Origin of the sequence: Microbacterium sp. RD1 (assembly GCF_052220165.1) — a bacterium.
Classification (GTDB): domain Bacteria; phylum Actinomycetota; class Actinomycetes; order Actinomycetales; family Microbacteriaceae; genus Microbacterium.
In genome coordinates this window covers 1,532,594-1,558,588 of record NZ_JBQPOL010000001.1, presented here as the reverse complement: position 1 = coordinate 1,558,588, position 25,995 = coordinate 1,532,594, and the positions used below count along the sequence as shown (strand labels likewise).

The 25,995-nt window shown below is 70.9% G+C and carries 25 protein-coding genes and 1 tRNA gene; 7 read left to right on the top strand and 19 right to left on the bottom strand.

Going from position 1 to position 25,995, the window contains the following annotated elements; genetic code table 11:
- Positions 1–45: 45 nt before the first annotated feature.
- The 3 genes from ACTU3I_RS07570 to ACTU3I_RS07560 all read left to right on the top strand — a co-directional run bounded on the left by ACTU3I_RS07570 (position 46) and on the right by ACTU3I_RS07560 (position 3,386).
- Positions 46–1,737, top strand: coding sequence for an MDR family MFS transporter (locus ACTU3I_RS07570; RefSeq protein ID WP_442925048.1), 1,692 nt, complete (start codon positions 46–48; stop codon positions 1,735–1,737).
- 1 nt (position 1,738) lies between these two features.
- Positions 1,739–2,284: a MarR family winged helix-turn-helix transcriptional regulator gene (locus ACTU3I_RS07565; protein WP_442925047.1), complete on the top strand. Its 546-nt coding sequence runs from the start codon at positions 1,739–1,741 to the stop codon at positions 2,282–2,284.
- A gap of 67 nt (positions 2,285–2,351) precedes the next feature.
- Complete coding sequence (locus ACTU3I_RS07560) at positions 2,352–3,386, top strand: NADP-dependent oxidoreductase (RefSeq protein WP_442925046.1); 1,035 nt, start codon at positions 2,352–2,354, stop codon at positions 3,384–3,386.
- Here the strand turns inward: ACTU3I_RS07560 and ACTU3I_RS07555 are convergent.
- Complete coding sequence (locus ACTU3I_RS07555; RefSeq protein WP_442925045.1) at positions 3,373–4,263, bottom strand: LysR family transcriptional regulator ArgP; 891 nt, start codon at positions 4,261–4,263, stop codon at positions 3,373–3,375. The genes ACTU3I_RS07560 and ACTU3I_RS07555 overlap by 14 nt on opposite strands.
- Before the next feature lie 69 nt (positions 4,264–4,332).
- Between ACTU3I_RS07555 and ACTU3I_RS07550 the strand changes: the two genes are divergently transcribed.
- Together ACTU3I_RS07550 and ACTU3I_RS07545 are read left to right on the top strand one after the other, a co-directional pair.
- Positions 4,333–4,980, top strand: coding sequence for a LysE/ArgO family amino acid transporter (locus ACTU3I_RS07550; RefSeq protein ID WP_442925044.1), 648 nt, complete (start codon positions 4,333–4,335; stop codon positions 4,978–4,980).
- A gap of 34 nt (positions 4,981–5,014) precedes the next feature.
- Positions 5,015–5,290, top strand: a complete 276-nt coding sequence (locus ACTU3I_RS07545; RefSeq protein WP_442925043.1) for an acylphosphatase — start codon at positions 5,015–5,017, stop codon at positions 5,288–5,290.
- 6 nt (positions 5,291–5,296) lie between these two features.
- Here the strand turns inward: ACTU3I_RS07545 and ACTU3I_RS07540 are convergent, their stop codons facing one another.
- Together ACTU3I_RS07540 and ACTU3I_RS07535 are read right to left on the bottom strand one after the other, a co-directional pair.
- On the bottom strand, positions 5,297–6,901 hold the full coding sequence (locus ACTU3I_RS07540) for an amidohydrolase (protein WP_442925042.1): 1,605 nt from the start codon (positions 6,899–6,901) through the stop codon (positions 5,297–5,299).
- Positions 6,902–6,938: 37 nt separating this feature from the next.
- Positions 6,939–7,313, bottom strand: a complete 375-nt coding sequence (locus tag ACTU3I_RS07535; protein ID WP_442925041.1) for a VOC family protein — start codon at positions 7,311–7,313, stop codon at positions 6,939–6,941.
- A gap of 65 nt (positions 7,314–7,378) precedes the next feature.
- Between ACTU3I_RS07535 and ACTU3I_RS07530 the strand changes: the two genes are divergently transcribed.
- Positions 7,379–7,822, top strand: a complete 444-nt coding sequence (locus tag ACTU3I_RS07530) for a MarR family winged helix-turn-helix transcriptional regulator (RefSeq protein ID WP_442925040.1) — start codon at positions 7,379–7,381, stop codon at positions 7,820–7,822.
- Positions 7,823–7,833: 11 nt separating this feature from the next.
- Here ACTU3I_RS07530 and ACTU3I_RS07525 read toward each other — a convergent pair whose 3' ends face one another.
- The 16 genes from ACTU3I_RS07525 to gabT all read right to left on the bottom strand — a co-directional run bounded on the left by ACTU3I_RS07525 (position 7,834) and on the right by gabT (position 24,346).
- Positions 7,834–8,607, bottom strand: coding sequence for an amino acid ABC transporter ATP-binding protein (locus ACTU3I_RS07525; protein WP_442925039.1), 774 nt, complete (start codon positions 8,605–8,607; stop codon positions 7,834–7,836).
- Positions 8,594–9,259 (bottom strand): amino acid ABC transporter permease, encoded by a 666-nt coding sequence (locus ACTU3I_RS07520; RefSeq protein WP_442925038.1) that lies wholly within the window; start codon positions 9,257–9,259, stop codon positions 8,594–8,596. The genes ACTU3I_RS07525 and ACTU3I_RS07520 overlap by 14 nt, the downstream gene beginning before the upstream one ends.
- A gap of 32 nt (positions 9,260–9,291) precedes the next feature.
- Positions 9,292–10,146 (bottom strand): amino acid ABC transporter substrate-binding protein, encoded by an 855-nt coding sequence (locus tag ACTU3I_RS07515; RefSeq protein WP_442925037.1) that lies wholly within the window; start codon positions 10,144–10,146, stop codon positions 9,292–9,294.
- 103 nt (positions 10,147–10,249) lie between these two features.
- On the bottom strand, positions 10,250–10,942 hold the full coding sequence (gene rplA / locus ACTU3I_RS07510) for a 50S ribosomal protein L1 (RefSeq protein WP_442925036.1): 693 nt from the start codon (positions 10,940–10,942) through the stop codon (positions 10,250–10,252).
- Between the two features lie 14 nt (positions 10,943–10,956).
- Positions 10,957–11,388 carry a 50S ribosomal protein L11 gene (gene rplK / locus ACTU3I_RS07505; protein WP_442925035.1) on the bottom strand — a complete coding sequence of 144 codons (432 nt, stop codon included), beginning with the start codon at positions 11,386–11,388 and terminating at the stop codon, positions 10,957–10,959.
- Positions 11,389–11,521: 133 nt separating this feature from the next.
- The gene (locus ACTU3I_RS07500; RefSeq protein ID WP_442925034.1) at positions 11,522–14,527 is read right to left on the bottom strand and encodes an alpha-mannosidase; all 3,006 of its coding nucleotides are present in this window, start codon (positions 14,525–14,527) and stop codon (positions 11,522–11,524) included.
- Positions 14,528–14,643: 116 nt separating this feature from the next.
- Positions 14,644–15,780, bottom strand: a complete 1,137-nt coding sequence (gene nusG / locus ACTU3I_RS07495; RefSeq protein WP_442925033.1) for a transcription termination/antitermination protein NusG — start codon at positions 15,778–15,780, stop codon at positions 14,644–14,646.
- A 63-nt stretch (positions 15,781–15,843) separates the two neighbouring features.
- Entirely contained in the window at positions 15,844–16,119 is a 276-nt protein-coding gene (gene secE / locus ACTU3I_RS07490; RefSeq protein WP_442925032.1) for a preprotein translocase subunit SecE, read from the bottom strand.
- Positions 16,120–16,165: 46 nt separating this feature from the next.
- Positions 16,166–16,238 (bottom strand) — tRNA-Trp (locus tag ACTU3I_RS07485).
- 163 nt (positions 16,239–16,401) lie between these two features.
- Positions 16,402–16,857: a hypothetical protein gene (locus ACTU3I_RS07480; protein WP_442925031.1), complete on the bottom strand. Its 456-nt coding sequence runs from the start codon at positions 16,855–16,857 to the stop codon at positions 16,402–16,404.
- Positions 16,854–17,765: a hypothetical protein gene (locus ACTU3I_RS07475; protein ID WP_442925030.1), complete on the bottom strand. Its 912-nt coding sequence runs from the start codon at positions 17,763–17,765 to the stop codon at positions 16,854–16,856. Before ACTU3I_RS07475 ends, ACTU3I_RS07480 begins: the two co-directional genes overlap by 4 nt.
- Positions 17,765–19,126 carry an NAD-dependent succinate-semialdehyde dehydrogenase gene (locus ACTU3I_RS07470; RefSeq protein ID WP_442925029.1) on the bottom strand — a complete coding sequence of 454 codons (1,362 nt, stop codon included), beginning with the start codon at positions 19,124–19,126 and terminating at the stop codon, positions 17,765–17,767. The genes ACTU3I_RS07475 and ACTU3I_RS07470 overlap by 1 nt, the downstream gene beginning before the upstream one ends.
- Positions 19,127–19,141: 15 nt before the next feature.
- Positions 19,142–20,701: an APC family permease gene (locus ACTU3I_RS07465; protein ID WP_442925028.1), complete on the bottom strand. Its 1,560-nt coding sequence runs from the start codon at positions 20,699–20,701 to the stop codon at positions 19,142–19,144.
- The gene (locus tag ACTU3I_RS07460; RefSeq protein WP_442925027.1) at positions 20,698–21,585 is read right to left on the bottom strand and encodes a universal stress protein; all 888 of its coding nucleotides are present in this window, start codon (positions 21,583–21,585) and stop codon (positions 20,698–20,700) included. Before ACTU3I_RS07460 ends, ACTU3I_RS07465 begins: the two co-directional genes overlap by 4 nt.
- Positions 21,582–22,958, bottom strand: a complete 1,377-nt coding sequence (locus tag ACTU3I_RS07455; RefSeq protein WP_442925026.1) for a flavin monoamine oxidase family protein — start codon at positions 22,956–22,958, stop codon at positions 21,582–21,584. Before ACTU3I_RS07455 ends, ACTU3I_RS07460 begins: the two co-directional genes overlap by 4 nt.
- 35 nt (positions 22,959–22,993) lie before the next feature.
- Complete coding sequence (gabT, locus tag ACTU3I_RS07450; RefSeq protein ID WP_442925025.1) at positions 22,994–24,346, bottom strand: 4-aminobutyrate--2-oxoglutarate transaminase; 1,353 nt, start codon at positions 24,344–24,346, stop codon at positions 22,994–22,996.
- A gap of 106 nt (positions 24,347–24,452) precedes the next feature.
- On the opposite strand from gabT, the gene ACTU3I_RS07445 reads away from it, so the two are divergent.
- Entirely contained in the window at positions 24,453–25,988 is a 1,536-nt protein-coding gene (locus ACTU3I_RS07445) for a PucR family transcriptional regulator (protein ID WP_442925024.1), read from the top strand.
- The last annotated feature ends 7 nt before the right edge of the window (positions 25,989–25,995 follow it).

Below are 25,995 nucleotides of genomic sequence, written 5' to 3'. Positions count from 1 at the left end.
GCGCCGATGACGTCGCGGGTCCGGCTTCTCCGCGAAAGGCCCTGTATGGCCACCGAAACCCCGGCGCCGACGTCAACCCGTCGCGTCCTCCCCGCCCTCATCGGGCTGCTCCTCGGCATGTTCGTGTCGATGCTCGCCTCCACGGTCGTCTCGACGTCGCTGCCGGTCATCGTGCACGATCTCTCCGGCGACCAGAACGTGTACACCTGGGTCGTCACCGCGACGCTTCTGACCACGGCGATCTCGACGCCGATCTGGGGAAAGCTCGCCGACCTGTTCAACCGGAAGCTGCTCATCCAGCTCGCGATCGCCCTGTTCGTCCTGGCGACCGCCGCGGCCGGGTTCTCGCAGAACTCCGAGATGCTCATCGCCTTCCGCGCCGTGCAGGGCCTGGGAGCGGGCGGCCTCGCGGCGCTCAGCCAGGTGATCATGGCCGACATCATCAGCCCGCGCGAGCGCGGCCGCTACATGGGCCTGTTCGGTGCCGTCATGGCGGTGGCGACCGTCGGCGGCCCGCTCCTGGGCGGCGTCATCACCGACTCCCTCGGCTGGCGCTGGAACTTCTTCGTCGCCCTGCCCTTCGCCGTGGCCGCGCTCATCATCATGCAGCGCACGCTCCACCTCCCCAAGCACCCGCCGCGCCGCGTGCGCATCGACTACCTGGGGATCGTCCTGCTGTCCACGGCCGTGTCGCTGCTGCTGCTGTGGATCACCAACGCCGGGCACTCGTACGAGTGGGCGAGCGTCGAGACGGCGTTCATGGTCGGCGGCGCGGTCCTGGCTACCATCCTCTTCATCGTCGTCGAGCTCAAGGTGGCCGAGCCGCTGGTGCCGCTGCGCCTCTTCCGCGACGCGACGTTCACCCTGGCCACCGTGGCCTCGATCTCCACGGGCCTGGCGATGTTCGGCACCTCGGTGTACCTCAGCCAGTACATGCAGCTCGCCCGCGGCGCGACCCCGACCGAGGCCGGGCTCCTCACGATCCCGATGATCGCCGGCCTGCTCGTGGCCTCCATCGTCGTCGGCGCGCTCATCACGCGCTTCGGCAAGTGGAAGTCGTTTCTCGTGCTCGGTGCTGTCCTGCTGATCGCCGGGTCGTCGCTTCTGGCCACGATCCATTACGACACCCCGTTCGTCCTCGTCGCGATCTACATGGCGCTCCTCGGTGCCGGCGTGGGCATGACGATGCAGAACCTCGTGCTGGTCGTCCAGAACTCCGCGGATCCCACGATGATGGGCGTCGCCAGCTCGGGGGTGACCTTCTTCCGGAGTCTGGGGGGCACGGTGGGAGTGTCGGTGATGGGGGCCGTGGTCGCCGCCATGGTTCCCACCCTCTTCGCGGACCGAAAGACCGAGATCGGCGCTGCCGTCGCCACCCTGGGGGCGGATGCTCCGGCGGTGGCCGAGCAGTTGACCTCGAGCACACTCCCGCAGGTGTCGACGCTGCCCGAGGTCATCCGGTTCATCTATGAAGACGTCTACGCCCAGGGCATCGCGGCCGCGTTCCTCGTGGCCGTGCCGCTGGCGATCATCGCGCTCATCGCGATCCTGTTCCTCCCCAACCGCCCCCTGACCCGGATGACGACGGCGGAGCGCATCGCGGCGAGCGAAGCGGACTTCGCCACCGTGTCGACGGAGGAGGGCATGGCGGCGCTGGCGGCGACCGGATCGATTCCGACCGCCGCCGACTCCGGTCGCGGCGGGCGCCGCGCGGCCGGCACCGGGCAGGATGAGTGACATGACCTCGACCGCATCGCCTCCGGCGCCCGATCACCCGGACGCCGGAGGCGAGCGCGCGGAGGCCATCCGCGCGCTCGAGGGGTCGTTCGCCGAACTGATCGGCGTCTTCCGCACCCTCATCGCCCAGACGGCGGAGGCGGCGAGCCCGGGGATGCTGCCCGGCACCTTCAAGGTGTTCTCGATGATCGCCCGCGTCGGACCTGTCACCCTGTCATCGCTCGGCGAGCGCCTCCGCGCCGACAAGGGTCTGCTCAGTCGCAGCGTGAGCGAGCTGGAAACCCTCGGGTTCGTCGAGCGGACCTCCGATCCGGCCGACCGGCGATCCCGCGTCATCTCTGCCACCCCCCTCGGTCTGGAGCGCCTGGAGATCGCGCGCGCCCCGCATATGGGACGCCTCGGCCAGGCGCTGGTGGACTGGTCGGTCCCCGACATCCGCCATGCGGCGTCGCTGCTGCAGGCCCTGGCCGCGGGGACGGCCCCGGACGCCGCGGGCGAGCCCGGCTTCTCGACACAGGAACACTCGCGTAACACCGTCGAGACATAGCTCGGATTGACTGGTCAGCGTCCCACGGCACGTGCTGCCATCGCCGACCGCACGGAAGGAGCGACGGATGAGATTCCGGCCGCTGCGCCCCGAGTCCTCCCCGACTGCGACACTGGTCGCCGCTCCCGCCGATCCGCCCGCGCGGATGCGCGCCATCGTCGTCGACGCCCCCGGCGACGCCGCCGTGCTGCGCATCGGTGAGGTGGCCGTGCCCTCCCCCGTGCTCAGCGAGGTGCTGGTGCGCGTGGTCGCCGCCGGCGTCAACCGCATCGACGTCCGCACGCGCGCGGGAGACGGGCTGTCTCCCGCGCTCGGCGGCTACCCGACGACCCTCGGGTTCGACTTCAGCGGCGTCGTCGTGAAGGCGCCGTACGCGTCGCATCCCTTCCCTCCCGGCACCGAGGTCTTCGGGATGGCAGCCTTCCCCCGCACCCCGGGCTCGTATGCGGAGTACGTCGTCGCGCCGTCGCTGTCGCTTGCCCGCAAGCCCGCCGCGCTCTCGCACGTCGAGGCCGCCGGAGTGCCGCTCGCGGCGCTCACGGCGTGGGGGCTCGTGGTGGAGACGGCGCTCGCCCACGAGGGGCAGCGGATCCTCATCCACGCCGGCAGCGGCGGCGTGGGCCACTTCGCCGTGCAGTTCGCCGCTTATTTCGGCGCGCACGTGACCGCCACGGCATCCGCCCGCAACGCCGAGTGGCTCCGGGAGCTCGGTGCCGCCGTCGTGATCGACCACGCGGAGCACCGCTTCGAAGAGGTGAGCGCGCCGGTCGACGTCGTAATCGACCTCGTCGGCAACGGCGACACCGACACGGGCACCCGCTCGCTCGCGGTGCTGCGACCGGGGGGCCTCCTCATCGAGGCGCCGACGAGCGGCTGGCCGGGGCTGGCCGAAGACGCCGCGGCCGCCGGCGTGCGCGCCACCGGGTACGCCGTCATCCCGGACGGCGGCACCCTCGCGACGATCGCGCGGCTGCTGGACTCGGGATCGGTGCAGGTCTACATCGATCGGGTGTACGACCTCCGGGAGGCAGCAGCCGCGCACGCCGAGATCGAAGCGGGGCACGCGCGCGGCAAGATCGTGCTGCAGGTCAGCGGGGACTGACCGGCGTCAACACCCGCCGTCCCTCGGCCACCACCTCCTCGGCGACCTCCGCCAACAGCGGCGACGTGAGATTCCACTGCTGCCAGTACAACGGCACGTCCACCGGCGGCCCGCCGAGGAGCACCAGCGCACCCGAGCGCAGCGCCTCGTCCGACTGGAAGCGCGGCAGGAGCCCCCACCCGAGGCCGAGACGGACGGCCGCGGCGAAATCAGCGGATGCGGGCACGAGGTGGCGGGGCGGTGAGTCCGTGACGCCCCGCGCAGCGAGCCATTGCGACTGCAGGTCGTCGCGCCGGTCGAAGTCCACCACCGGCGCAACCCTCAGCGACTCGACGTCGACGCCGCGCCCGAACCAGCGCTCGGCGAAGGCGGAACCGGCGACGGCCTCGTATCGGAGAGTGCCCAGCGTCTGCACGCGGCATCCGGCCACCGGCGCCTCGCGCGACGTGACGGCGCCCATCACCGTGCCGGATTCCAGGAGAGCCGCCGTGAAGTCCTGATCATCGCGATGCAGCTCGAAACCGACCGCGCGGCGCTCCGCGACCCGCGCGAGGGGCGGGAGGAACCACGTCGCGAGCGAGTCGGCGTTGACGGCGAGCGGGATCACGGCGGCGCCGCCGCCACCGCCGACCGCCTCCCACACGTCGTGCTCGAGCAGGTCGAGCTGGCGCGCCAGCCGCACGACGGCGAGGCCTGCCTCGGTGGCCCGAGCGGGCTTGGTGCGCACCAGCAGAACCCGCCCGAGCCGGTCTTCCAGCGTCCTCAGCCGCTGGCTCACCGCCGACGGGGTGACGTGAAGCCTCCGAGCAGCGGCGTCGAGCGTCCCTTCGTCGACCACGACGGCCAGGGTTCGGGCGAGATCGAGCGGGATCGACATGCAGCAATGCTAATGCTACGCAAGAATCTTGAACTGGACTGAAGGTCGGATGCTCCGTACCGTCGCAGTGTGCTCGCCTCGCTCGCCGCCGGCCTCGGCCTGGGCCTCTCCCTCATCGTCGCCATCGGCGCGCAGAACCTCTTCGTCCTCAGACAGGGCCTTCGGCGCGAGCACGTCGTCGTCGTGGCCGCGGTGTGTGCGGCGTCGGATGCCGCATTGATCGCGCTCGGGGTGTCGGGGCTGGGACTCGTGCTCCAGGCGGTGCCGTGGCTGATCGTTGTCGTGCGCTGGGCGGGTGCGCTGTTCCTCGCGGGGTACGGCCTGCTCGCCGCCCGTCGCGCTTGGCGGCCGACGGGTGACGGGCTCGTGGTGCGCCCCGGCGGCGCGGACGGCGTCGCGACCCGCGCGGGCGCGACCGCGACCCGCACACGCCTCACCCCGGTGCTGCTGACGTGCCTCGCGCTGACGTGGCTTAATCCGCACGTCTACCTCGACACGGTGTTCCTCCTGGGATCGGTGGCCAGCACGCACGGCGACGCCCGATGGATCTTCGCAGCGGGGGCGATGAGCGCGAGCGTTCTGTGGTTCTTCGGCCTCGCGCTCGGCGCCCGCTATCTGAGCCGCTGGCTCGCGACGCCGAGGGCGTGGCGCATCCTCGACGGCGCGATCGCGGTCGTGATGATCGCCCTGGCCGTCAGTCTGGTGCTCCCTGGATGAGCACGCCCGGCGATCCGCGAGGCACCATGGAGGGATGAGACGCGTCCACGTGAGAGTCCGGGGCCGGGTGCAGGGCGTCGGGTATCGATACACCGCTCAGGCGCGCGCCGACGAGCTGGGGCTCACCGGATGGGTGCGCAACCGCGCCGACGGCACGGTCGAGGCCGAGATCGAAGGCTCCGGCGATGCCGTCGACGCGGCGCTCGCTTTCCTCCACGAGGGGCCTCCCGGCGCGCGAGTGGACGAGGTCGTCGTCACCGACGTGCCGGCCGCCGGAAACCCCGGGTTCCGAGTGCTGCCCACGGCGTGAGCCGGCTCAGCCCCCGAAGACGATCTCGCCCGCCAGCACGGTGGCCGCGTTGCGGGTGCCCGCGAGCTCCTCGACGGGGACGCCGAACGGATCCCGGTCGGCGATCGCGAGGTCGGCGGGTGACCCGACCCGCAGCTCCCCGCCTCCCTCGAGTCCGAGGAGCACGGCCGACCCGCGGGTGTACGCCTCGAGGGCCACGGCCAGGGGCAGCGCCTGCGCCGGGCCCAGGGGCGTCGCATCCGGCTCCCCCGCCGGCCGCCGCGTCACGCCGACGGCGATGCCCTGCCACGGGTCGAGGCTCGACACCGGCCAGTCGGAACCCATCGCGAGCGCGGCGCCGGCATCACGCAGGGCGGCGAAAGCGTACATCCGGGAGACGCGCTCGCGTCCGAGCGCGGGGAGGGTCTGCTCCCGCATCAAGGCCGTCTCGCACGCCCAGAACGGCTGCACGTTCGCGGTCACCCCGAGCGCGGAGAAGCGAGGGATGTCGGCAGGATCGATGAGCTGGAGATGCGCGATGTGATTGCGCACGCGCGCCCGATCGGGCTCGGCGGCGCGGGCGAAGCCGTCGAGCGCGATGCGGGTCGCGCGGTCGCCGATGGCGTGCACGTGGACGGCGATCCTCGCGGCGTTCAGCGCGGGAATGAGCCGCTCGACGATCGACGGCGAGAAGTACGACAGTCCCTCCCCGCCGTCGAGGTAGGGGGCGAGGACGGCCGCCGTGCGGCTCTCGACGATGCCGTCGAGCATGAGCTTCGCCGTGCCGGTGGGAAAGCCGGCCGCGCGGTTGTCCTCCCGCCGCTGCACGCAGTGCGCCACGAATGCGTCGATGCCGTCCTCGTCCAGGTCCCGCGGCACCCAGATCGCCCCTGTCGCGCGGCCGCGGAGCGCGCCGGCACCCAGGGCGCGATGGTAGGCCGCCGTGAAGTCGGGAAGTCCGCCGTACTCGCCGAGGGCCGCCTCCTGCCAACCGGTGATCCCGACCGCGTGCAGGTCTGCAGAACGCCGGGCGAGCGCCCCGGCGAGGGCGGCGAGATCGGGCGGCGGGAGGATGCGTGCCACGAGCTGCGCGGCCCCCTCGTGGAGCATCCCGCTCGGCGTGCCGTCCGGCAGCCGTTCGATCCTTCCGTCTGCGGGATCGGGAGTCGTCGCGTCGATGCCCGCGAGCCGAAGCGCCGCGGAGTTCACCCACGCGCCGTGGTGGTCGACGTTGAGGAGGAAGGCCGGCCGATCCGGGACGAGCGCGTCGAGTGCGGATGCGGTGGGCCCGGACGGCGGGAAGAGCGTGGGCTCCCATCCGCCGCCGACGACCCACGCCGCCTCGGACGCGGCGGCGAACTCCCGGACGCGGGCGGCCACGTCGGTGATGCCGGCCATCCCGGTGACGTCGCAGCGGACGGCGTCGACGGCCGCGATCCCCAGGTGCAGATGGGCGTCGACGAAGCCGGGGGTGACGAGGCCCCCTCGCGCGTCGAGCTCGTCGGCGCCGCGGATCGAGATCTCCGCCGCGTCGCCGATCGCCGCGATCCGTCCGTCCCGGATGGCGACCGCATCGCCTGCGAGGAAGCCGGCCGACCACAGACGGGCGTTTCGGATGAGGAGCGCGGTCACGGTCCCCAGTCTGCCGCCCACGCGCGGCCGGGCGAGGTCAGGCGCGCGTGTGCACCGTGACGACGTACCCGTCGGGGTCGCGGAAGGCGAACTGCACCCCGAAAGGCCCCGCGAAGGGCTCCTGGACGATGGGGACGCCTTCGGCCGCGAGCCGGGCGTGGAGGCGCCCCGCGTCGTCGGAGCCGAACCACACGGCGACGCCGGCTCCGGGCTGCGGGATCGCGTCGAGATCCGTGCCCGGGAGGGGCGCGCGAACGGCGAATGTCGTCGCCCCCGCGCTGAACACCGCCGCTTCCGGATTCGGTGTCGGCACGCGCGTGAGGCCCAGCGTCTGCTCGTAGAACCGCGCCGACGTCTCCACGTCGCGCACTTGGAACGACACGAAGTCGAGGGCGATCGTCTTCTCGGTCATGGCGCATCTCCTTCTTTCAGTGTCAATATCCTGACATAAATCCCGGAGTATGTCAAGCTGTTGACATGGAAACGGAGTCGTCCGCCCCCGAGCAGTTGGGTCTGCTGATCAAGGAGACGCAGTCGGTCCTGCATTCACGCATGGACGACGCCCTCCGACCGCTGGGGCTGAGCGTCCCGCAGTACGCGTGCCTGCAGTGGCTTCAGAACCTTCCGGGGATCACGGCATCCGAGCTGGCCCGCCGCGTGTTCGTGTCGCGGCAGTCGATGAACGTGCTGCTCCAGGGGCTCGACAAGCGGGGCCTCGTCGAGCGGGCCGACGAGCCAGGCCCGCGGCGGGAGCGGGGCACGATGCTGACCCGCGCGGGCGACGACGCCATCGGGGCGGCCCACGAGGCCGTGGTGGGGGTGGCGGATGCGCTCGTCCTCGGTCTCTCGGCCGCCGATCAGTCGCGCCTGCTGACGCTGCTCGGGATCTGCCGCGACAACCTCCTCGCCGACGGCGCCTGACGCCGGGCCGGTCAGTCCTGAAGAGGCCGGAGGATCCGGTCGACGAAGCGGCGGGTGCGATCGTGCGCGGGGTTCGTGAACAACTGAGCGGGTGCACCGCGCTCGAGGATCCGCCCTTCGTCGAAGAACAGCACCTCATCCGCCACCTGTCGGGCGAAGCCCAGCTCGTGGGTGACCACCACCATGGTCCATCCCTCGCGAGCGAGCTCCCGCAGGACGATGAGCACCTCCCCCACGAGCTCGGGGTCCAGCGCACTGGTGGGCTCGTCGAACAGCAACAGGTCGGGCGAGAGCGCGAGAGCGCGGACGATGCCGACGCGCTGCTGCTGCCCGCCGGACAGCTGGAACGGATAGACGTCGCGCTTGTCGGCGAGCCCGAATCGCGCGAGCAACGCCTCCGCGCGGGCGACCGCTTCCGCGCGGGGGACGCCGTGCGCGGAGACCGGACCCTCCGTGACGTTCTGGAGCACCGTGAGATGCGGGAAGAGGTTGTGATGCTGGAACACCATCGCCGACCGGTCGCGGAGCGCCCGCAGATCAGCCTTCGCCGGAGGCGCCGCGAAGTCGAGCGAGGGCCCGCCGTCGAATGTCAGCGTGCCGCTGTCGGGGGTCGCCAGGCCGTTGAGGCATCGCAGCACCGTGGTCTTCCCCGACCCGCTCGGTCCGATGAGGACGACGACCTCGCCGCGACGCACGGTGAAGTCCACGCCGTCGACGACGGTCTGCGATCCGAAGCTCTTCGTGATCCCGCGTACCTCGAGGAGCGGCGTCTCAGTGAGCGACATAGCGATCGAGCCTCCTCTCGAGGGCGCTCTGCCCGGTGGACAGGACAAGGCAGAAGAGCCAGTAGATGAGCGCCGCCTCGGAGTAGATGACCAGGAACTCGTACGAGAAGGCGGCGATGTTCTGCGCCACGCGGAAGAGCTCCGTCACGAGGATGAGCGATGCGAGCGAGGTGTCCTTCACCAGCGAGATGAACGTGTTCGACAGGGGCGGCACCGACACGCGCGCGGCCTGCGGCAGCACGATTCGGGTGAGCGTCTTCGTGGGCGACAAGCCCACGGTGTGCGCAGCCTCCCACTGCCCCTGCGGGACGGACAGGATCGCCGCGCGGATGACCTCGGCGGCGTAGCCGCCGACGTTCAGCGAGAACGCGATGATGGCCGCCGGCCAGGGGTCGATGACGACGCCGATCGTGGGGAGCCCGTAGAAGATCACGAACAGCTGCACCAGCAGCGGCGTGCCCCGGATGACCGAGACGTAGAACCGCGCGGCCGCCGACAGGACGGGGTTGCGCGAGAGCCGCAGGAGCGCCACTGCGAGCGCGAGGACCAGACCGATCGCGAACGACGCGAGGGCGAGCGGGATGGTCCCGGTCAGCCCGGCCAGCAGCAACGGCCAGAAGGAGTCGACGACGAGCGTCCAGGTCTCACCCATGGCGCCACCCTGCCGCGTCGCGGGGATCGCCGCTACTGGGTGACATCCGCCCCGAAGTACTTCTCGCTGATCTCAGCCAGCACACCCTCTTCGCGAAGCTCGGCCAGAGCGGCGTCGACGGCTTCGACGAGGGCCTGCTTGTCCCGGGTGAACGCGAACGCGTTGTACGCGGGGTCATCCGTCTCCGCGGCGATCTTCAGCCCCGTCGGCCCCTCGTTCTTCTCGTAGTCCAGAAAGGTGAGATTGTCGTTGACTGTCGCGTCGACGCGGCCCTGCTGCAGGAGCGCCACGGCCTGCGCCCAGCCCTCGACGGCTTCGACGTTCGCGCCGGCCTCGGTGGCCAGCTCGTACCAGTTGCTCGTGAGCGACTGGGCGGTGGTCTTTCCGGCGAGGTCGTCGAAACTCGAGATGGAGTCGTCGTCCTCGGGGACCACGATCACGCCCGGCGAGACGGTGTACGGCTCGCTGAAGAGGTACTTCTCCTCGCGCTCGGGATTGATCGACACCTGGTTGGCGATCACGTCGAACCGCCCCGCATCCAGGCCGGCGAAGATGGCGTCCCACTGCGTCTCCTGGAACTTCACGTCCAGGCCCAGCTTGTCGGCGACGGCTTCGGCGATCTCGACGTCGAAGCCGACGAGATCGCCCGACGCGTCATGGAACGTGAAGGGGCGGTAGGTGCCTTCGGTGGCGACCGTGAGCGTGCCGGCGCTCACGAGGTCGAAGTCGTCGCCGGCGGAGGGGGCTGCTCCGGATGACGAGCCGCTGCTGCCGCACGCGGCGAGGGTGAGAGCGGTCCCGAGGGCGAGAGCGAGGGCGGAGAGGCGACGAGCGGTGGGCATGGAGATCCTGACGAACGGGGTGGGGAAGGGGACGATCGAGTACATCACAGCATCCGCGGGGCGGGGGCCGGCGCGTTACCGCTCGTTACCGCGGCACGCACGACGAAGGGCCCCGCCCGGAGGCGGGGCCCTTCGTACCGGACAGGTGTCAGGCGATGGCGTTGACGTCCAGCGGGATGCCGGGACCGAACGTCGTCGACACCGCGCCCTTCTGGATGTAGCGGCCCTTCGAGCTCGACGGCTTCAGCCGAACGATCTCCTCGAGCGCGGCATTGAGGTTCTCGTCGAGCTGCTCGGCAGTGAAGGAGGCCTTGCCGACGACGAAGTGCACGTTGGCGTGCTTGTCGACGCGGAACTCGATCTTTCCGCCCTTGATCTCCTCGACGGCTTTGGCCGGGTTGGGGGTCACGGTGCCGGTCTTCGGGTTCGGCATGAGGCCGCGGGGGCCCAGCACCTTACCGAGGCGACCGACCTGGCCCATGAGCTCGGGGGTCGACACGGCGGCGTCGAACGACGTGTATCCGCCGGCGACCTTCTCGATGAGCTCGGCGCCACCGACCTCATCGGCGCCGGCGGCGATCGCGGCCTCCGCCGCGGGGCCGGTCGCGAACACGATGACGCGCGCCGTCTTACCCGTGCCGTGGGGCAGGATGACGGTGCCGCGGACCATCTGGTCGGCCTTGCGCGGGTCGACGGAGAGCTTCAGCGCGACCTCGACGGTCGAGTCGAACTTCGCCGAGCCGGTCTCCTTGGCGAGGGCGACGGCCTCGCTCGGGGTGTAGAACGTGTCGGGCGCGATCTTCTCCGCTGCGGCGCGGAATGCCTTGGACTTGGTAGCCATGATTACTCTCCCCCTCAGCTCTCGACCGTGATGCCCATGGAACGGGCGGTGCCGGCGATGATCTTCGCTGCGGCCTCGATGTCGTTCGCGTTCAGGTCGGGCTGCTTGGTCTCGGCGATCTGACGCACCTGCTCCTTGGTGAGCTTGCCCACCTTGGCCGACTGCGGGGTCTTCGAGCCCTTCGCGACGCCGGCGGCCTTCTTGATCAGCTCGGCGGCGGGCGGGGTCTTCAGGATGAACGTGAAGCTGCGGTCCTCGTAGACGGTGATCTCCACGGGGATGACGTTGCCGCGCTGCGACTCGGTCGCGGCGTTGTACGCCTTGCAGAACTCCATGATGTTGACGCCATGCTGACCGAGCGCGGGGCCGATCGGCGGCGCCGGGTTGGCGGCGCCGGCGTTGATCTGGAGCTTGATCAGGCCGGTCACCTTCTTCTTCGGTGCCATGTTCTTTCCTTACTTTCGTGCGCCGGATGGCGCGCTTCCACGAACCAGGCGGATCCTGGCAGTGGTGGGGGTGTGCGTCGTCCGAGAACGGACAACCCCACAAGTATACGCGGCTCCGGGCGGCCCGGCCAGGTCAGGCCGGGGTCACCCGGAGCGTCCGCACCTCGAATCCGCCCAGCCGGACGGTGACGGCTCCGTCGGCGGCGGGCACGTCGCGAAGGTCGTCTTCGAGGAGTGACACCTCGCGCACCCGCCCGACCGGCATCCCGAAGCGCACCACGGCGGAGACGCGTGCGCCGGTCGGCTCGTAGAGGCGCACTACGACGTCGCCGGAGCGGTCGGCGGCGAGGGCGACCGACGAGACCTGCACGCCGTCGTCGGCGGCCACGAGCGGCGCGAAGCCCGCCGCGCCGCGGACGCTGCGCGCCGGCATGTTCAGCGCGACGCCCTCCGCTGTCGCACCGGCGAGGTCGGTCCCCACGACGAGCCCGTAGCGGTGTGACTGAAGACCCTGATCGGTCTGCGGATCGGGGAAGCGCGGCGCGCGCAGGAGCGAGAGCCGCACGGTCGTGGAGACGCCCTCCTCGCCCGCCGTCCGTGCCGTGTCGTAGCCGTAGCTCGAATCGTTCACCAGCGCGACGCCGAAGCCGGGCTCCTCCACCAGCACGAACCGGTGCATCGACGTCTCGAACTTCGCCGCTTCCCACGAGGTGTTGGTGTGAGTGACGCGACGGTGGGCTCCGAACTGCGTCTCGGCGACCGTGTGCTCCGCGCGCACATCGAGGGGGAAGGCCACCTTCAGGAACTTCTCCGTCTCGTGCCAGTCGGTCTCCTGATCGATGACGAGCGTGCGTGCACCCGGCGCGAGGGTGAGCCGCTGAGTCACCGAGGACGCACCGAAGGACCGCGTCACCTGCACGCCGACGCGACCGTCGTCCTCCCGCAGCGGCGTGATGGCGTCGACGGCGACGAGATCGGTGACCGCATTGCGGTAGTACCGGTCGACGTCCCACGCGTCCCACATGTTCGGGAAGTCCTGATGCAGCTGCAGCAGGTTGCCCGCGCCGCCGTCGGCGATCGCCTCGCGGCCGGTGGCGAGGTCGATCGCCGAGGCCACGAGGCCGCGGTCGTCGACGATGATCCGCACCACGCCGTTGTCGAGCACGAACGAATCGTCGCGCTCGATCAGCTTCGCGGCGTCGCGCGAAGGGGCCGCGGCGGCCGCGCCGCGCGAGACGACACCCGCGACCGGCACGGGAGCGGCGTTGGCGACCAACGGCGTCGCCCCGTCGCCGACGAGGAGCGCGAGTGCGCGGGCGATGAGGTCCTCGGCAGCAGTGCGGATGCGCGCGTACTCGGCGACGGCCTCGCGATGCACCCATCCGATGGACGTCCCCGGCAGGATGTCGTGGAACTGCATGAGCAGCACCTGCTTCCACAGCGCGTCGATCTCGTCGTACGGATAGTCCGCCCCGGTGCGGACGGCCGCCGTCGCCCACCACGCCTCCGCCTCCAGGAGGAGGTGTTCGCTCCGCCGGTTCCCCTGCTTCGTCTGGTGCTGCGAGGTCAGGGTCCCCCGGTGCAGCTCGAGGTAGAGCTCCCCCACCCACACCGGCGGATCGGCGATCTCGGCGCGGGCCGTCTCGAAGAAGGCGTCCGGATGCTGCCACGACACCCGCGGCGCGCCCTCGAGGTCGGCGAACCGGCGGGCCCGCCCCGTCATCTCGCGCGTCGTCCCGCCGCCGCCGTCGCCCCACCCCACCGGCGCGATCGACCCGGTGGCGCGCCGGTTCTCCCGGAACTGGCGCGATGCGAGAGCGAGCTCGGCGGCGGACAGACGCGAGTTGTAGGTGTCCATCGGCGGGAAGTGCGCGAACGTCCGCGAGCCGTCGATGCCCTCCCACAGGAAGGTGTGGTGCGGGAACTTGTTCACCTGGTTCCACGAGATCTTCTGCGTGAAGAACCACTCGAAGCCGGCGCGGCGGACGAGCTGCGGAAGCGCCGGGGAGTAGCCGAAGCTGTCGGGGAGCCACACGCCCCGCGAGCGGATGCCGAACTCCTCTTCGAAGAACCGCTGGCCGTAGCGGAACTGGCGGACGAGCGACTCGCCGTGCGGCATCACGGTGTCGGATTCCACCCACATGCCGCCGAGCGGGAGGAACCTGCCACCGGCGACGGCCGCGCGCACGCGCGCGTACACCTCGGGCCGGTGCTCCTTGAGCCAGGCGTACTGCTGGGCACTGGACATGCCGTAGATGAAGTCGTCGGTCTCGTCGATCAGCTCGGTCATCGACGCCGCCGTGCGTGCGACCTTGCGGATCGTCTCGCGCACCGGCCACAGCCACGCGGAGTCGATGTGCGCGTGCCCGACGGCCCACACCTCGTGCGCCGACGGCTCGGCCGGCGAGGCGAGCACCTCGGCGAGCTCGGCGCGCGCGACCGCGGCCGTCCCGGCGACGTCCTGCAGGTCGAGCACGTCCAGCGCGTCGTCGAGGGCCTGGAGGATGCGCATCCGCCGCGGCCCCTCGCCGAGCTCGGCCTGCAGCTCCAGGAGCACGTCGACGTCGAGGGCCAGCTCGTGCACCTCCTGTTCGAAGACGGCCAGGTCCATGCGCCGCGTCGTGTAGAGCGGATTCGGCGACGACGTGAGGATGTCGCCTTCGTCCGTCGGGAGGAAGGGGTGGTAGTCCAGCAGCACGGGATTGGCCGCCGCCTCGAGGAAGAGCGTGACCTCTTCGCCGCCGTCCGCCGACTCCGCGACGAGAGCCCACTGATTGCGCGGGTTGATCGACTTCACCGGTGTTCCGTCGGCGCGGTAGATCAGTCCCTCGCACTGGAAGCCGGGCATGTTGACGTCGAACCCGAGATCGATGTGCGCCTCCACCCGGCGGCCTCGCCACTCTGCCGGCACCGCGCCGGTGAGGCGGAACCACGTCGTGCTCCACGCCGGTCCCCAGGGCGTTCCCACCTCGTAGGGCATGTACTCCAGCGCGAGACCCTCCGCCGGCGGGACCGGCTCGCCGGGGAGCGGGTGGGCCTCGACGGTGAGCGGGGCGCTGTGCGAGTACACGGCGGGCAGGATCCGCTCGCGCAGGACGCGAGTGGCGCGACCGGCGGTCAGCGCGATGTCGTCGTGCATAAGGGTTCCTTCCGAAGCGGCTCAGGAGAGGGTAGCCGGATGCGCAGCGCCTCCCGGCACCGGGAACGAGGAACGCCCCGCCGGCCGGAGCCGAGCGGGGCGTTCCTCGACGGATGTCAGAGCTTCGTGACCTGGTCGAACGACAGCTCGACCGGAGTCTCGCGCTCGAACAGCGACACGAGCACCGTGAGCTTGCCGCTCTCGGGCTTGATCTCGCTGATCGAACCGGGAAGACCCGCGAACGAGCCCTCCTTGATCGTGATCGTCTCGCCGATCTCGAAGTCGACCTCGGCCGGGATGCTGCGGGCCTGCGTCGCCGCGCCCTTGGCGGCGCCCGCCTTGGCGGGGGCGACCTCCTTGACCTCGACGAGCGACTTCAGCATGTTGAAGGCCTCTTCGAAGCGCAGCGGCGTGGGATTGTGCGCGTTGCCGACGAACCCGGTGACACCGGGCGTGTGACGAACGACCGACCAGGTGTCCTCGTTGAGTTCCATGCGCACCAGCACGTAGCCGGGGATGCGCACGCGCGTGACCATCTTGCGCTGGCCGTTCTTGATCTCGACGACGTCCTCCATCGGGACCTCGACCTGGTAGATGTCGTCCTCGACCTCGAGCGTGGACTTGCGCTGCTCGATGTTGGCCTTCACCTTGCGCTCGAACCCGGCGTAGGAGTGGATGACGTACCACTTGCCCGGCAGCATCCGCAGGTCCTGGCGGAACGCCTCGTACGGGTCCTCGTCCGACTCCTCGTCATCGGGGTTCACGGTCGGGTCGAAACCCTCCGGCTCCTCGGCGGCGGTGGCGGGATCGACGGATGCCTCGACCTCGTCGACGACGCCTTCGGCCTCCTCGACCTCCTCGACGAATCGGCGGTCGAGCACGGGCTCGTCCTCATCGCCGTTGACATCCGGTCCGTCGTACGGGGTCACGTCGTCAGCCTCCTCGGCAGCTCGCTCGGCTTCTTCGTCGGCCAGGGAGTCCGTCAGCACCTCGGCCGCGGCCTCGGCCTCTGCGGCCTCATCGATGGTCAGCGCGTCGTTGACGATCGCGTCGGCTTCGGGGTCGTCGACGTCGATGTCGTCGTCGAACGACTCGTCCTCGTCGTCATCGACGACGTGGACCGCGTTGTGCTCGGCGGCGGAGTTGGCACGGTCCTCCGAGGCGAGGATGTTGCCCTCCTGGGCCTCGTCGTCCTCGCTGGACTGCTCGGCCGCGGTCGCCCAGTCGGCGTCGTCGACATATCTTTCAGACACTTGATGATCTCTTCCGTTGATGGTGCGGGCGTTCTCGGCGCCCGCAAGCGCGCACGGCGCAGCTCAGGGGGTCGCGCCGCCCGGAACGCCGAACACGGCGGTGGTGACCCACACGAACAGCACGTCCAGGCCGTACACCAGCGCCATCATGACGACGACGAAGCCGAGGACGACCGCCGTGAACTTCAGCAGCTCCGAGCGGGTCGGGGTGACGACCTTGCGAAGCTCCGCGAAGACCTGACGGACGAAGACGGCGATGCGCACGAAGAAGTTCGGCTTCTTCTCACGCGCTGCGTCGCGCTTGGCGACGAGCTCGCCGTTCGGCTCATCCTGGACCATCGAACCCACCTGAGTTGCCTTCCGTGTGCCAGCATGCGCCGGCGCGCAGGGCGGACAGGAATCGAACCTGCAACCTGCGGTTTTGGAGACCGCTGCTCTGCCAATTGAGCTACCGCCCTAGAGACCGCGAGGGCCTCGGGTGCCCGCACTCCGCCACCGTGACTCATCCGAAAGGGGTCGGCCCGACCGGCGGGCACGGCGAAAGAATGCAGACTTCTACTGCACAGCGAGTCTACGTCATCGCCCAGGGCCTCGCGAACGAGACGGCGGGCCCGGGCCGTCTCAGGCGCGGCACGACGTGAACACCGCCACCACGATGGCGGGCGAGGCCAGCGTGGTGGTGATGACGATCCCGTCCTCGGATGCCCAGGCGTCCTGACCGTCCTCCGACGTGCGGATACGATCCCACTCCTCGTCGTCGAGATCGTCGGACAGGGCGTCGAGGATCGTGCGGCCGGCGTCGTCCTCCGCCGTGATCGACAGCGTGCCGGTGGCGACGAAGGACGTCTGGACGCCCGGCTGCTCCTCGTCCCCGCACGCCTCCTCCGACGCCGGCGTGATCTCCACGCTGCGGAGCACGCCGGGGTCGACGGCGGAGAGGTCCCCGACCAGGCCGTCGAAAAGTCCTCGGGCACGATCGGTGACGACCTCGGGCGACGGCCCGGGGGCGCAGCCGGTGGCGAGCACGCCGCACAGCGCCAGGGCGAGGGCGAGCGCTCCACGTCTGAGGGAGCTCATGGCCGCGTCACCTCCCGCACTTCGAAGGCCTCGGGATCGGGAGCGGCCGTCGGAACGCCGAGCCCCGCGAGCTGCTCGACCAGCCAGTTCTCGTGCCATCCGGCGACATCGCACGGCGCGCTCGACCCCTCGTAGGCGGAGGCGGGGACGCCGTGCTGCACGACCGCACGACAGCTCGCATCCGACTCGATCTGGGTCCGATAGGCGTCCTGTCCCACCCCGACACCGTCGGCCGCGGCGAAGTACGTCGAGAAGCGGTCCCACTGATACCAGTGCATGGCCTCGTGGACGAAGATCGGCCAGATGTCCGATCGTCGCGCCCCGCTGTCCCACGCGAGGAAGACCGTGTTGCGGAATCGGCTGTCGTAGCACCCGCCGAGGGCGAGGAAGAAGTTCTCGTCGGCCGCGGAGTATCCGCAGTTCTGCGGGCCGCCGTCGTACACGATCTGCACCGCCGCGCCCCCGATGCCGTCCAGGAGCGCCCGAGCATCGGCGTCACCCCCCGGCATCGACGCACCGCCGGGGTTCGGCGCCGAGGCGGTGGCTGCCGTGTTCTCGCCCTGAAAGCTCGCCGCGGTCTGCTCGGCGGACTGCCACACCGCCACGGCGCTGCGGTAGGCGGCCTTCTGGCTGTCGATCTGCGCCGAGACCTCGGCGGTCGCCTCCACCGCCGCGGTGACGACCGCCTGCTGCGCCGAGGTCACCGCCCTCTCGGCGAGCGCACGCTCGCGGGCGTCCGTCACCCACCACGCGATCCCCGCGGTCGCACCCGCCGCGATCAGCACCGCGGCGACGACGCCTCCCGCGATCCATGCTCGGCGACGGCGGCGCCGCCGGCGGATGCCCGACACCATCGCCTGGATGACGAGGTCGTCATCCAGGGGCGAGGCGTCAGGCGGGAGCGCCATCAGGCGATGCGGATGAGCTTCTTGTTGACGAACTCGTCGGCGCCGAGGAGCCCCAGCTCGCGCCCGGTGCCGCTGCGCTTGACGCCGCCGAAGGGAAGCTCGGGAGAGTCCGCGAGCACGACGTTGACGTAGACCATGCCGGCCTCGATGCGGTCGGCGACGCGCTCCGCCTGCTCCGGGTCGGTGGTGAACACGTAGGAGCCGAGGCCGAACCCCGTCCCGTTCGCCACGGCGATCGCCTCGTCCTCACCGGAGACGCGGTAGACGACACCGACCGGGCCGAAGAACTCCTCGCCGTACGCGTCCATGTCGCTCGTCACGCCGGTGAGCACCGTCGGGGCGAAGAAGGCGCCGTCGCGCGTGCCTCCCGTCACGAGCTTCGCGCCCTGGGCCACCGCGCGTTCGACCTGCTCGGCGAGCCGCTCGGCGGCCGCTTCGGACGACAGCGGACCGAGGACGGTGTCCTCCGCCAGCGGGTCGCCGACCGTCGCCGCCGACATCCGCGCGGTGAACCTCTCGAGGAAGGCGTCGTACAGCTCGTCGACGACGATGAACCGCTTGGCGGCGTTGCACGACTGCCCGGTGTTGTCCAGGCGCGCGTCGACCGCCGACTGCACGGCCGCGTCGAGATCGTCGGTCGACAGCAGGAGGAACGGATCGGACCCGCCCAGCTCGAGAGCGACCTTCTTGAGGTGGCGCCCCGCCACCTCGGCCACGGCGGCGCCCGCCCGCTCCGAGCCGGTCACCGATACGCCCTGCACGCGTCGGTCGGCGATGATGGCGGCCGCCTGGTCGTTCGTGATGCGGACGTTGACGTAGGCACCCTCGGGGAGGCCGGCGTCGCGGTAGATCAGCTGCAGCGCCTCGGCCGACTCGGGGCACTGCGGGGCGTGCTTGAGCAGGACGGTGTTCCCCACCGCGAGGTTCGGCGCCGCGAACCGCGCCACCTGGTAATACGGGAAGTTCCACGGCATGATGCCCAGGAGCGGTCCGAGCGCGGAGCGACGGATGACAGCCGTCCCCTCGCCGAGGATGTCCAGAGGCTGATCGCCGGTGATCCGATCGATGTGGTCGGCGTAGAACTCGGTGATGTCGGCGGCGAAGTCGACCTCTCCGAGCGCCGCCTCCAGCGGCTTGCCCATCTCGCGGACGATCAGGGCGGCGAGGTGCTCGCGTCGCTCGCGGTGGAGTTCGGCGACGCGGCGGATCGCCGCGGCCCGCTCGTCCACGGGCGTGCGCGACCAGGAACGGTAAGCGTCGGTGGCGGCGGCGATCGCGCCCTCGACACCGGCGTCGGTCAGGGTGTCGTACTCGGCGAGCTTCTCCCCCGTAGCGGGGTTCACGACGGCATATTCGCTCATGACGTTCCTTTCCTCTCACACAGTCTGCCGCGAACGGCGTGCGCTCAGCGGGGCATCCTTGGACAGCGTCTCGCCGCGGAAGAACGCCGGGCGCCGGATCGCCTGCCAGATCATGATCACGATCCCCACGCCGATGATCGTGACACCCAGCACGAAGACGCTTCCGAGCCCGAACCACTCGGTGCCGCTGCCGTAATCGGGGTCGAGGCTCTCGACGAGCGTGATGACGAACAGCGCGACGAGGATGATGCCGCCCACGAGCGGGAACAGCAGGGTGAAGAACACGTTGCGCGCCGAGTCGAACCACTGCCGGCGGAAGTACCAGACGCAGGCGAACGCAGTCAGCCCGTAATAGAAGCAGATCATCAGCCCGAGCGTCGTGATCGTGTCCCACAGCACGTTCTCGTTGACGAAGCGCATCACCGCGTAGAACACGGAGGCGACCACGGCCGAGACGATCGTGGCATACCCCGGCGTGAAGAAGCGGGGCGTGACCGAGGCGAACTTCTTCGGCAGCGCGCCGTAGTGCCCCATGGCCAGGAGCGTCCGCGCCGGCGACACGAAGGTCGACTGCAGCGACGACGCCGAGCTGGTCAGCACGGCGAGGGAGACCAGGAACGCCAGCGGCCCGAGGATCGGCCCGCTCAGGTAGAAGAAGACGTTGTCCTGGATGTCGGGGTTGCCCAGGCCCAGCTCCCCCTCGCCCGTGCCGGCGAAGGTCAGGAGCGCGATCGAGAGCAGCAGGTACAGCACGACGATCGTGATGACCGTGAGCGTCGCCGCGCGGCCGGGGGTCTTCTCGGGGTTCTTGGTCTCCTCGTTCATGGTGAGGGTGACATCCCACCCCCAGAAGATGAAGATCGACAGCGACAGCCCCGCCACGACGGCGGTGAACGATCCGACGGCGAGGGGGTTGAACCACGACAGCTCGACCGGGCTCGCGTCGAAGGCGTTGCCCTGCGCCACGTGCACGAACGCCGCGATGGAGAAGATCACGAGCACGACGACCTGGAAGGTCACCAGGACGTACTGCAGCTTCTGCGTGGTCTGCATGTCGCGGTAGGAGACGAACGTCGCCCCGAGCATGAACAGCAGGCACACCGTCACGTTGATGAACGGGTTGAAGGCGAGCTCGGCGATGGTGCCGGGGCTTCCGGCGAGCTGGTCGATGAGGAGGAAGAGGAATTCCACCGCGATGCCCGCCAGATTGGACAGCACGAGGATGGTCGCCGCGATGAGCCCCCAGCCGGCCATCCATCCGATCCACGGGCCGAAGGCCCGCGCCGCCCAGGTGAAGGAGGTGCCCGAGTCGGGCATCTGCTTGTTGAGCTCGCGATACCCGAAGGCCACCAGAAGCATCGGGATGAACCCGATCAGGATGATCGCCGGGACCTGGAAGCCGACCTCCGAGACGGTGGGCCCGAGGGCTGCCGTCAGGGTGTAGGCCGGGGCGATGCAGGAGATACCGATGACGACGGCGCCGAGAAGGCCCACCGTCCCCGCCGACAACCCCTTCTTCGACAAGCCGCCGCCTTCGCCGGCGGGGGCGAGCGGGGCACCTTCGGGAGCGGTCATGAGCGCCCTCCTTCTTCGGAGCGCGTGCGAGGCACGACGATGAGCGGAACAGGGAGGACTCGCAGCATCTTCGCCGCGGTCGAGCCGAGGAAGAGGCGCCGCGGCTGGGCGAGGCGGCTGGAACCGACGACGGCGAGCTCGGCCGGATCCCACGGCAGCGTCTGCACGGCGTCCTCGATGTCGTCCCCTCCGCCCACGACCGCCTCGCTGGCGACGTCGCGGGGAAGGGCCGCGCGTGCGGCCTCCAGCACGCGCGTGGCGTGGTTGGCACCGACGACGCGGATGGCGGCGGTGTCCAGCCCCGCGGGGAGATCCATCGTCTCCAGCGACACGAGGCGAAGGGGGACGGATGCGGCGGCGGCGAGCGCCACCGACTCCTCGAGGAGGACGTCGGCTCCCGGTCGCGAGCCGAGGGCGGCGGTGATCCGGGTGACGGGCGTCGCGGGGTCCACGGCGCGGGCCCCCTCGGGAGCCAGCACGACCGGCACGTCGGAGGAGTGCAGCAGCTCGCTCGCGACCGAGCCGAGGAAGTGGCGGCCTCGCAGTCCGCCGTTGGCCGCGCCGACGACGATGAACGCCGCGTCGAGCTCGTGGGCGGCGGTGAGGAGTCCCTCCGCGAACGACTCGCCGTAGCGCACCGACGATCGCGGCGACACGGCATCGCGAAGCGAGTGGCCGACGCTCTGGAGCCACTCCTCCGCACGATCGCGGACCAGTCGGGCGTAGCCGGCGTCGGGCGGTGTGATGACGCTGCGTGATTCGTCGGGGAGGACGAGCACGATCTCCAGCGGCGCCCCGGTGGCCCGGGCGAGGCGGGCGGCGACGGCCACCGCATCCGCTCCGGCATCGGTGGCGGTGTATCCGACGACGACCGGGCGGCTCATGAGCGCGACCGTTCGACGATCTCGGCGGCGGCGCGGTGACCCTGGCGGATGGCGCCGTCCACGTGCTGGTATCCGGCGCCGGCCATGTCGCTGCAGGCGACGTGGATGGGGCCGACCGGGGTGCGGAGGTCGGCGTTGTAGCGCGACAGTCCGCCGAGATCGAAGCTCGCGGCGTAAGCCCCGCGGGTCCACTCCTCCGTGCCCCAGTCGCTCTCGTAGTACACGATCGGCTCCTTCGCGTCGGGTCCGTAGTAGTGCGACAGCGACTCCAGGATGCGCTCGCGGCGCTCCTCGGCGGAGAGGCGGAAGACGTCGTCGGCGCTGCGGTCGGAGACGAACCCGACGAGCGTCCCCCGCGGATCGCCCGCGTTGGTGTTGTCGTATGCCTCGTGGCACAGCTCGTAGGGGCTGAATGCCGTACCGCTCAGTCCCTGCTCACGCCAGAACGGGCGGTCGTATACCGCGTGCACCTTGATGACGAACCCCATCGAGAGGTGCTGGTGCATCTGATGCTGGCGGCGCGGGAGCGGCGGCACGAACGAGATGCGCGGGTACAGCACCGGGGCCAGGGCGAGGATCGCGAAACGGGCGTGTACGGCGACCTCGTCGGTGCGGGCGACCACCGACCCGCTCGCCGAGGCGGTCGCTGCGGACCACTCCAGCGTTCGCACCGGCTGATTCAGCACGACGTCGTCGCCCAGGCGCTCGGCGAGGAGGAGCGGAACCTGCTGCAGCCCGCCCACGACCCGTTTGTCGAGGATGAAGTCGGCGTCGACCAGATTCGAATACGAGCCGGCTGACGCGGCCATGAGGAGCGACTGCAGCAGCGAGAACGAATGCGTCGGCTTGGTGAGCATCGCCGACCCGGTGGCGAACGCCAGGTTTCGCACCGCCTCGTCGTCGTCGGTCTGTGCGCGCAGCCACGCGTCCCAGGAGATCGCGTCCCATTCGGCGGCCTTCTCGTGCGCCTCCGGGCGGTCGGGGTCGATCTCGGCGACCATCTCGTCCAGCCGGGCGGTGATCCGCGCGATGACGCGCTCGGTGTCGGCGGAGACGGGGAACACCTCGCCCGTGAACCGGGCGACCGTGCCATCGGGCCCCACGTACACGCTGTCGCCGTCGCGGTAGCGGGCGTAGGTCTCGAGGCCCAGGTCGGCGACCGTGTCGATGAGCGCCTGCTGATCGGGCGACACCCACTGGCCGCCGATCTCGAGCATCGCCCCGTCGATCTCATCCGTCCACAGCCGCCCGCCGACGCGGTCGCGCGCCTCGAGCACGACCACGGAGAGCCCTGCCGCGCGCAGATCGTTCGCGGCGGTGAGACCGGCGGCTCCGGCGCCGACGATCACGACGTCTCTGGTCAGTTCTTTCATCGTTCCCCCTTCGGATGCGACGTCTTGCGGGATGCTCAGACCCCGGCCAGGGCGGAGGCCACGACCTCGAGGCCTTCGCGGAGCAGGTCGTCGTCGATCGCCAGCGGCGGCAGGAACCGGATGACGTTCCCGTACGTGCCACACGTGAGGACGATCACTCCCTCCGCCAGGCACGCCTTCGCCACGGCGGAGGTCAACGCGGCATCCGGCGCGCCCGTTGCGGGATCGACGAACTCCGCCGCGATCATCGCGCCGCGCCCGCGCACATCGCCGATGCGCGGATCGGCCGCGGCGAGGGCGCGAAGACGCTCGCCGAGGATGTCCCCGAGGGCGCGCGCGCGGGCGGGGAGATCCTCGCTCTCGTACGCCTCGATCGCAGCCAGCGCCGCGGCGCACGCCAGCGGGTTGCCGCCGTACGTGCCGCCGAGGCCGCCGGTGTGAGCGGCGTCCATGAGGTCGGCGCGCCCGGTGACGGCGGCCAGCGGGAGGCCGCCGGCGATGCCCTTGGCCGTCGTGATGAGATCGGGCACCACCCCGAACAGCTCGCTCGCGAACATCGCGCCCGTGCGGGCGAACCCCGTCTGCACCTCGTCAGCGATGAACACCACGCCGTTCTCACGGCACCAATCAGCCAGCCCCGGGAGGAACCCGTCGGCGGGGACGATGAAGCCGCCCTCGCCCTGGATCGGCTCGATGAGCACGGCGGCGAGGTTGTCGGCGCCGATCTGCTTCTCGATCAGGCTGATCGCGCGCGCCGCGGCATCCGAGCCGGTCAGGCCATCGCGATAGGGGTACGACAGGGGGGCGCGGTAGACCTCCGAGGCGAAGGGACCGAAGCCGCTCTTGTACGGCATGCTCTTCGCGGTCAGGGCCATGGTCAGGTTCGTCCGGCCGTGGTAGGCGTGGTCGAATGCGACGACCGCCTGCCGGCCGGTGGCCTTGCGGGCGATCTTGACCGCGTTCTCCACCGCCTCGGCGCCGCTGTTGAACAGGGCGCTCTTCTTGGCGTGGTCGCCGGGGGTGAGCCGGTTGAGCGCCTCGGCCACGGCGATGTACTCCTCGTACGGCGAGATCATGAAGCACGTGTGCGTGAAGCGGGCGACCTGCTCCTGCACGGCGGCGACGACGGCGGGGTGGGCGTTGCCGACCGTGGTGACGGCGATTCCCGAGCCGAGATCGATGAGCGAGTTGCCGTCGGCGTCGACGACGACTCCGCCGCCGGCGGCGACGGCGGCGATCGGGACGGTGTGGCCGACGCCCGAGGCGACCGCGGCGGCCTTGCGGTCGAGGATCTCCTGGGAGCGTGGCCCGGGGAGCGCAGTGACGAGGGAGCGGCGCTGCGGCAGCGCGGGTCCTCCGAGGACGGGGGCGGCGACGGCGGGAGTCATGATCGCGATGGTAGGGAGGCGCACGAGGGCGTTGCATTCGCCGTCGTGTACATTCGCAGGAGGCACCTGTACACGGTGTCCAAGCCCCCGATGGGAGCATGAGCCCATGACCGATCGCCTCACGTCCCCGCCGACCGTGCGCGCGCTCCTCGCCCGCGAGGACTTGCACCTGAGGCTGGCCTGCGACGAGAGCGCACTGCCCGGGCAGGCGCTGGACCGCGCGGTGCGATGGGTGCACAGCAGCGATCTCGCCGACCCGACGCCGTTCCTCTCGGAGGGTCTCGTGCTCCTCACGACGGGCACGCAGTTCGCCCATGCCGAGGACGACCCCGATCTCTTCGCCGCCTACGTCCGCCGTCTCGCCGAGCGAGGCGTGGTCGCCCTCGGCTTCGGCACCGAGGTCGTCCGCGCGGGGATACCGTCGCTCCTCATCGCCGCCTGCGCGAACAACGGGATGCCCCTGTTCGAGGTGCCGTACCGCACGCCCTTCATCGCCGTCGCGCGGGCGAACGCCGAGGCGACGGCGGCAGAGTCGTACGCCCGGCGCACGTGGGCGCTGGCGGCGCAGCGCGCCGTTTCGCTCGCCGCCCTCCGCCCCGACGGCCTCGACGCGACGGTCGCCGAACTCGCCCGCCAGCTCGACGCCTGGGTGGGCCTATTCGATTCGGCGGGGGACCTGCGCCGCGAGCACCCCGCCGGCGCACTGGATGCCGCCACTCGCGACGAGCTCGACGGCGAGGTGGCCACGGTGCTGCGACGCGCCGCGCGGGCCGGCTCCTCGCTGCGGATCGGCCCCACGCCGTTCTCGCTGCAGACGCTCGGCCGCGGCGGGCACCTGCGCGGCGTCCTGGCGATCGCGTCGGGAGACCTCGACGCCGAGAGCCGGGCCGTCGTCACCTCGGTCATCGCGATGGCGGGCCTGGCCCTCGAGCAGAACGAGGGAGTTCAGCGCGCGCACGGGATGCTTCGGGCCGGCTCCGTCGCGGCGCTCCTCGCCGGCGATCTGGGGCTGGCGCGGCGCCTCGCCCGCGAGCTCGGCCATGCGCTCGCGCCCGGGGCGATCGCGGTCGGGGTGGTCGAGGCGTCGGGCGCCCTGCTGGAGACGGTGTCGGAGTGGCTGGCGGGCGGCGTCGCCGACCCCGCGCCCCTGCTATTCGGCCGCGGGTCCGAGGGGCTCGTCGTCGTCGTCGCGCCCGGCTCTGCCCTCCCGGAGACCCTCGCGGACCGTTTCCCGGTGCGGGTGGGCCTTTCCGCCGCCGCCACCTGGCAGGAGTTCCCCCGCGCCGCCGACGAGGCCAGGGCGGCACTGCGCCGCCAGCGCGGATCGGTCGCCCGCTTCGGCGAGACCGCGGCATCCGGAGTCCTCGGCGCCCTCGACAGCGATCTCGCGAGAGTGCTCGCAGCCGCGGCTCTCGCACCGCTGATCGATCACGACACGACGCGGGGGACCGAGCTCGTGCCCACGCTCCGCGCGTGGCTGGAGAGCGACGCGCGCATCGACGCGGCCGCCATCGCCCTCGGCGTGCACCGCCACACCGTCCGCACGCGCATCGCCTCGGCCGAGCGCGTCCTCGGGATCGATCTGGCCTCCTTCCCCGCGCGCGCCGAGCTGTGGGCGGCGCTGCAGGTCTCCGGTCTCTGACGCCGGC

What these genes read in the sequence shown, in the direction of transcription:
- ACTU3I_RS07570 (WP_442925048.1), top strand. Translation starts at nt 46, where the DNA reads ATGGCCACCGAAACCCCGGCGCCGACGTCAACCCGTCGCGTCCTCCCC.
- ACTU3I_RS07565 (WP_442925047.1), top strand. Translation starts at nt 1,739, where the DNA reads ATGACCTCGACCGCATCGCCTCCGGCGCCCGATCACCCGGACGCCGGA.
- ACTU3I_RS07560 (WP_442925046.1), top strand. Translation starts at nt 2,352, where the DNA reads ATGAGATTCCGGCCGCTGCGCCCCGAGTCCTCCCCGACTGCGACACTG.
- ACTU3I_RS07555 (WP_442925045.1), bottom strand. Translation starts at nt 4,263, where the DNA reads ATGTCGATCCCGCTCGATCTCGCCCGAACCCTGGCCGTCGTGGTCGAC.
- ACTU3I_RS07545 (WP_442925043.1), top strand. Translation starts at nt 5,015, where the DNA reads ATGAGACGCGTCCACGTGAGAGTCCGGGGCCGGGTGCAGGGCGTCGGG.
- ACTU3I_RS07535 (WP_442925041.1), bottom strand. Translation starts at nt 7,313, where the DNA reads ATGACCGAGAAGACGATCGCCCTCGACTTCGTGTCGTTCCAAGTGCGC.
- ACTU3I_RS07530 (WP_442925040.1), top strand. Translation starts at nt 7,379, where the DNA reads ATGGAAACGGAGTCGTCCGCCCCCGAGCAGTTGGGTCTGCTGATCAAG.
- ACTU3I_RS07525 (WP_442925039.1), bottom strand. Translation starts at nt 8,607, where the DNA reads ATGTCGCTCACTGAGACGCCGCTCCTCGAGGTACGCGGGATCACGAAG.
- ACTU3I_RS07520 (WP_442925038.1), bottom strand. Translation starts at nt 9,259, where the DNA reads ATGGGTGAGACCTGGACGCTCGTCGTCGACTCCTTCTGGCCGTTGCTG.
- ACTU3I_RS07515 (WP_442925037.1), bottom strand. Translation starts at nt 10,146, where the DNA reads ATGTACTCGATCGTCCCCTTCCCCACCCCGTTCGTCAGGATCTCCATG.
- rplA (WP_442925036.1), bottom strand. Translation starts at nt 10,942, where the DNA reads ATGGCTACCAAGTCCAAGGCATTCCGCGCCGCAGCGGAGAAGATCGCG.
- rplK (WP_442925035.1), bottom strand. Translation starts at nt 11,388, where the DNA reads ATGGCACCGAAGAAGAAGGTGACCGGCCTGATCAAGCTCCAGATCAAC.
- ACTU3I_RS07500 (WP_442925034.1), bottom strand. Translation starts at nt 14,527, where the DNA reads ATGCACGACGACATCGCGCTGACCGCCGGTCGCGCCACTCGCGTCCTG.
- secE (WP_442925032.1), bottom strand. Translation starts at nt 16,119, where the DNA reads ATGGTCCAGGATGAGCCGAACGGCGAGCTCGTCGCCAAGCGCGACGCA.
- ACTU3I_RS07480 (WP_442925031.1), bottom strand. Translation starts at nt 16,857, where the DNA reads ATGAGCTCCCTCAGACGTGGAGCGCTCGCCCTCGCCCTGGCGCTGTGC.
- ACTU3I_RS07475 (WP_442925030.1), bottom strand. Translation starts at nt 17,765, where the DNA reads ATGGCGCTCCCGCCTGACGCCTCGCCCCTGGATGACGACCTCGTCATC.
- ACTU3I_RS07470 (WP_442925029.1), bottom strand. Translation starts at nt 19,126, where the DNA reads ATGAGCGAATATGCCGTCGTGAACCCCGCTACGGGGGAGAAGCTCGCC.
- ACTU3I_RS07465 (WP_442925028.1), bottom strand. Translation starts at nt 20,701, where the DNA reads ATGACCGCTCCCGAAGGTGCCCCGCTCGCCCCCGCCGGCGAAGGCGGC.
- ACTU3I_RS07460 (WP_442925027.1), bottom strand. Translation starts at nt 21,585, where the DNA reads ATGAGCCGCCCGGTCGTCGTCGGATACACCGCCACCGATGCCGGAGCG.
- ACTU3I_RS07455 (WP_442925026.1), bottom strand. Translation starts at nt 22,958, where the DNA reads ATGAAAGAACTGACCAGAGACGTCGTGATCGTCGGCGCCGGAGCCGCC.
- gabT (WP_442925025.1), bottom strand. Translation starts at nt 24,346, where the DNA reads ATGACTCCCGCCGTCGCCGCCCCCGTCCTCGGAGGACCCGCGCTGCCG.
- ACTU3I_RS07445 (WP_442925024.1), top strand. Translation starts at nt 24,453, where the DNA reads ATGACCGATCGCCTCACGTCCCCGCCGACCGTGCGCGCGCTCCTCGCC.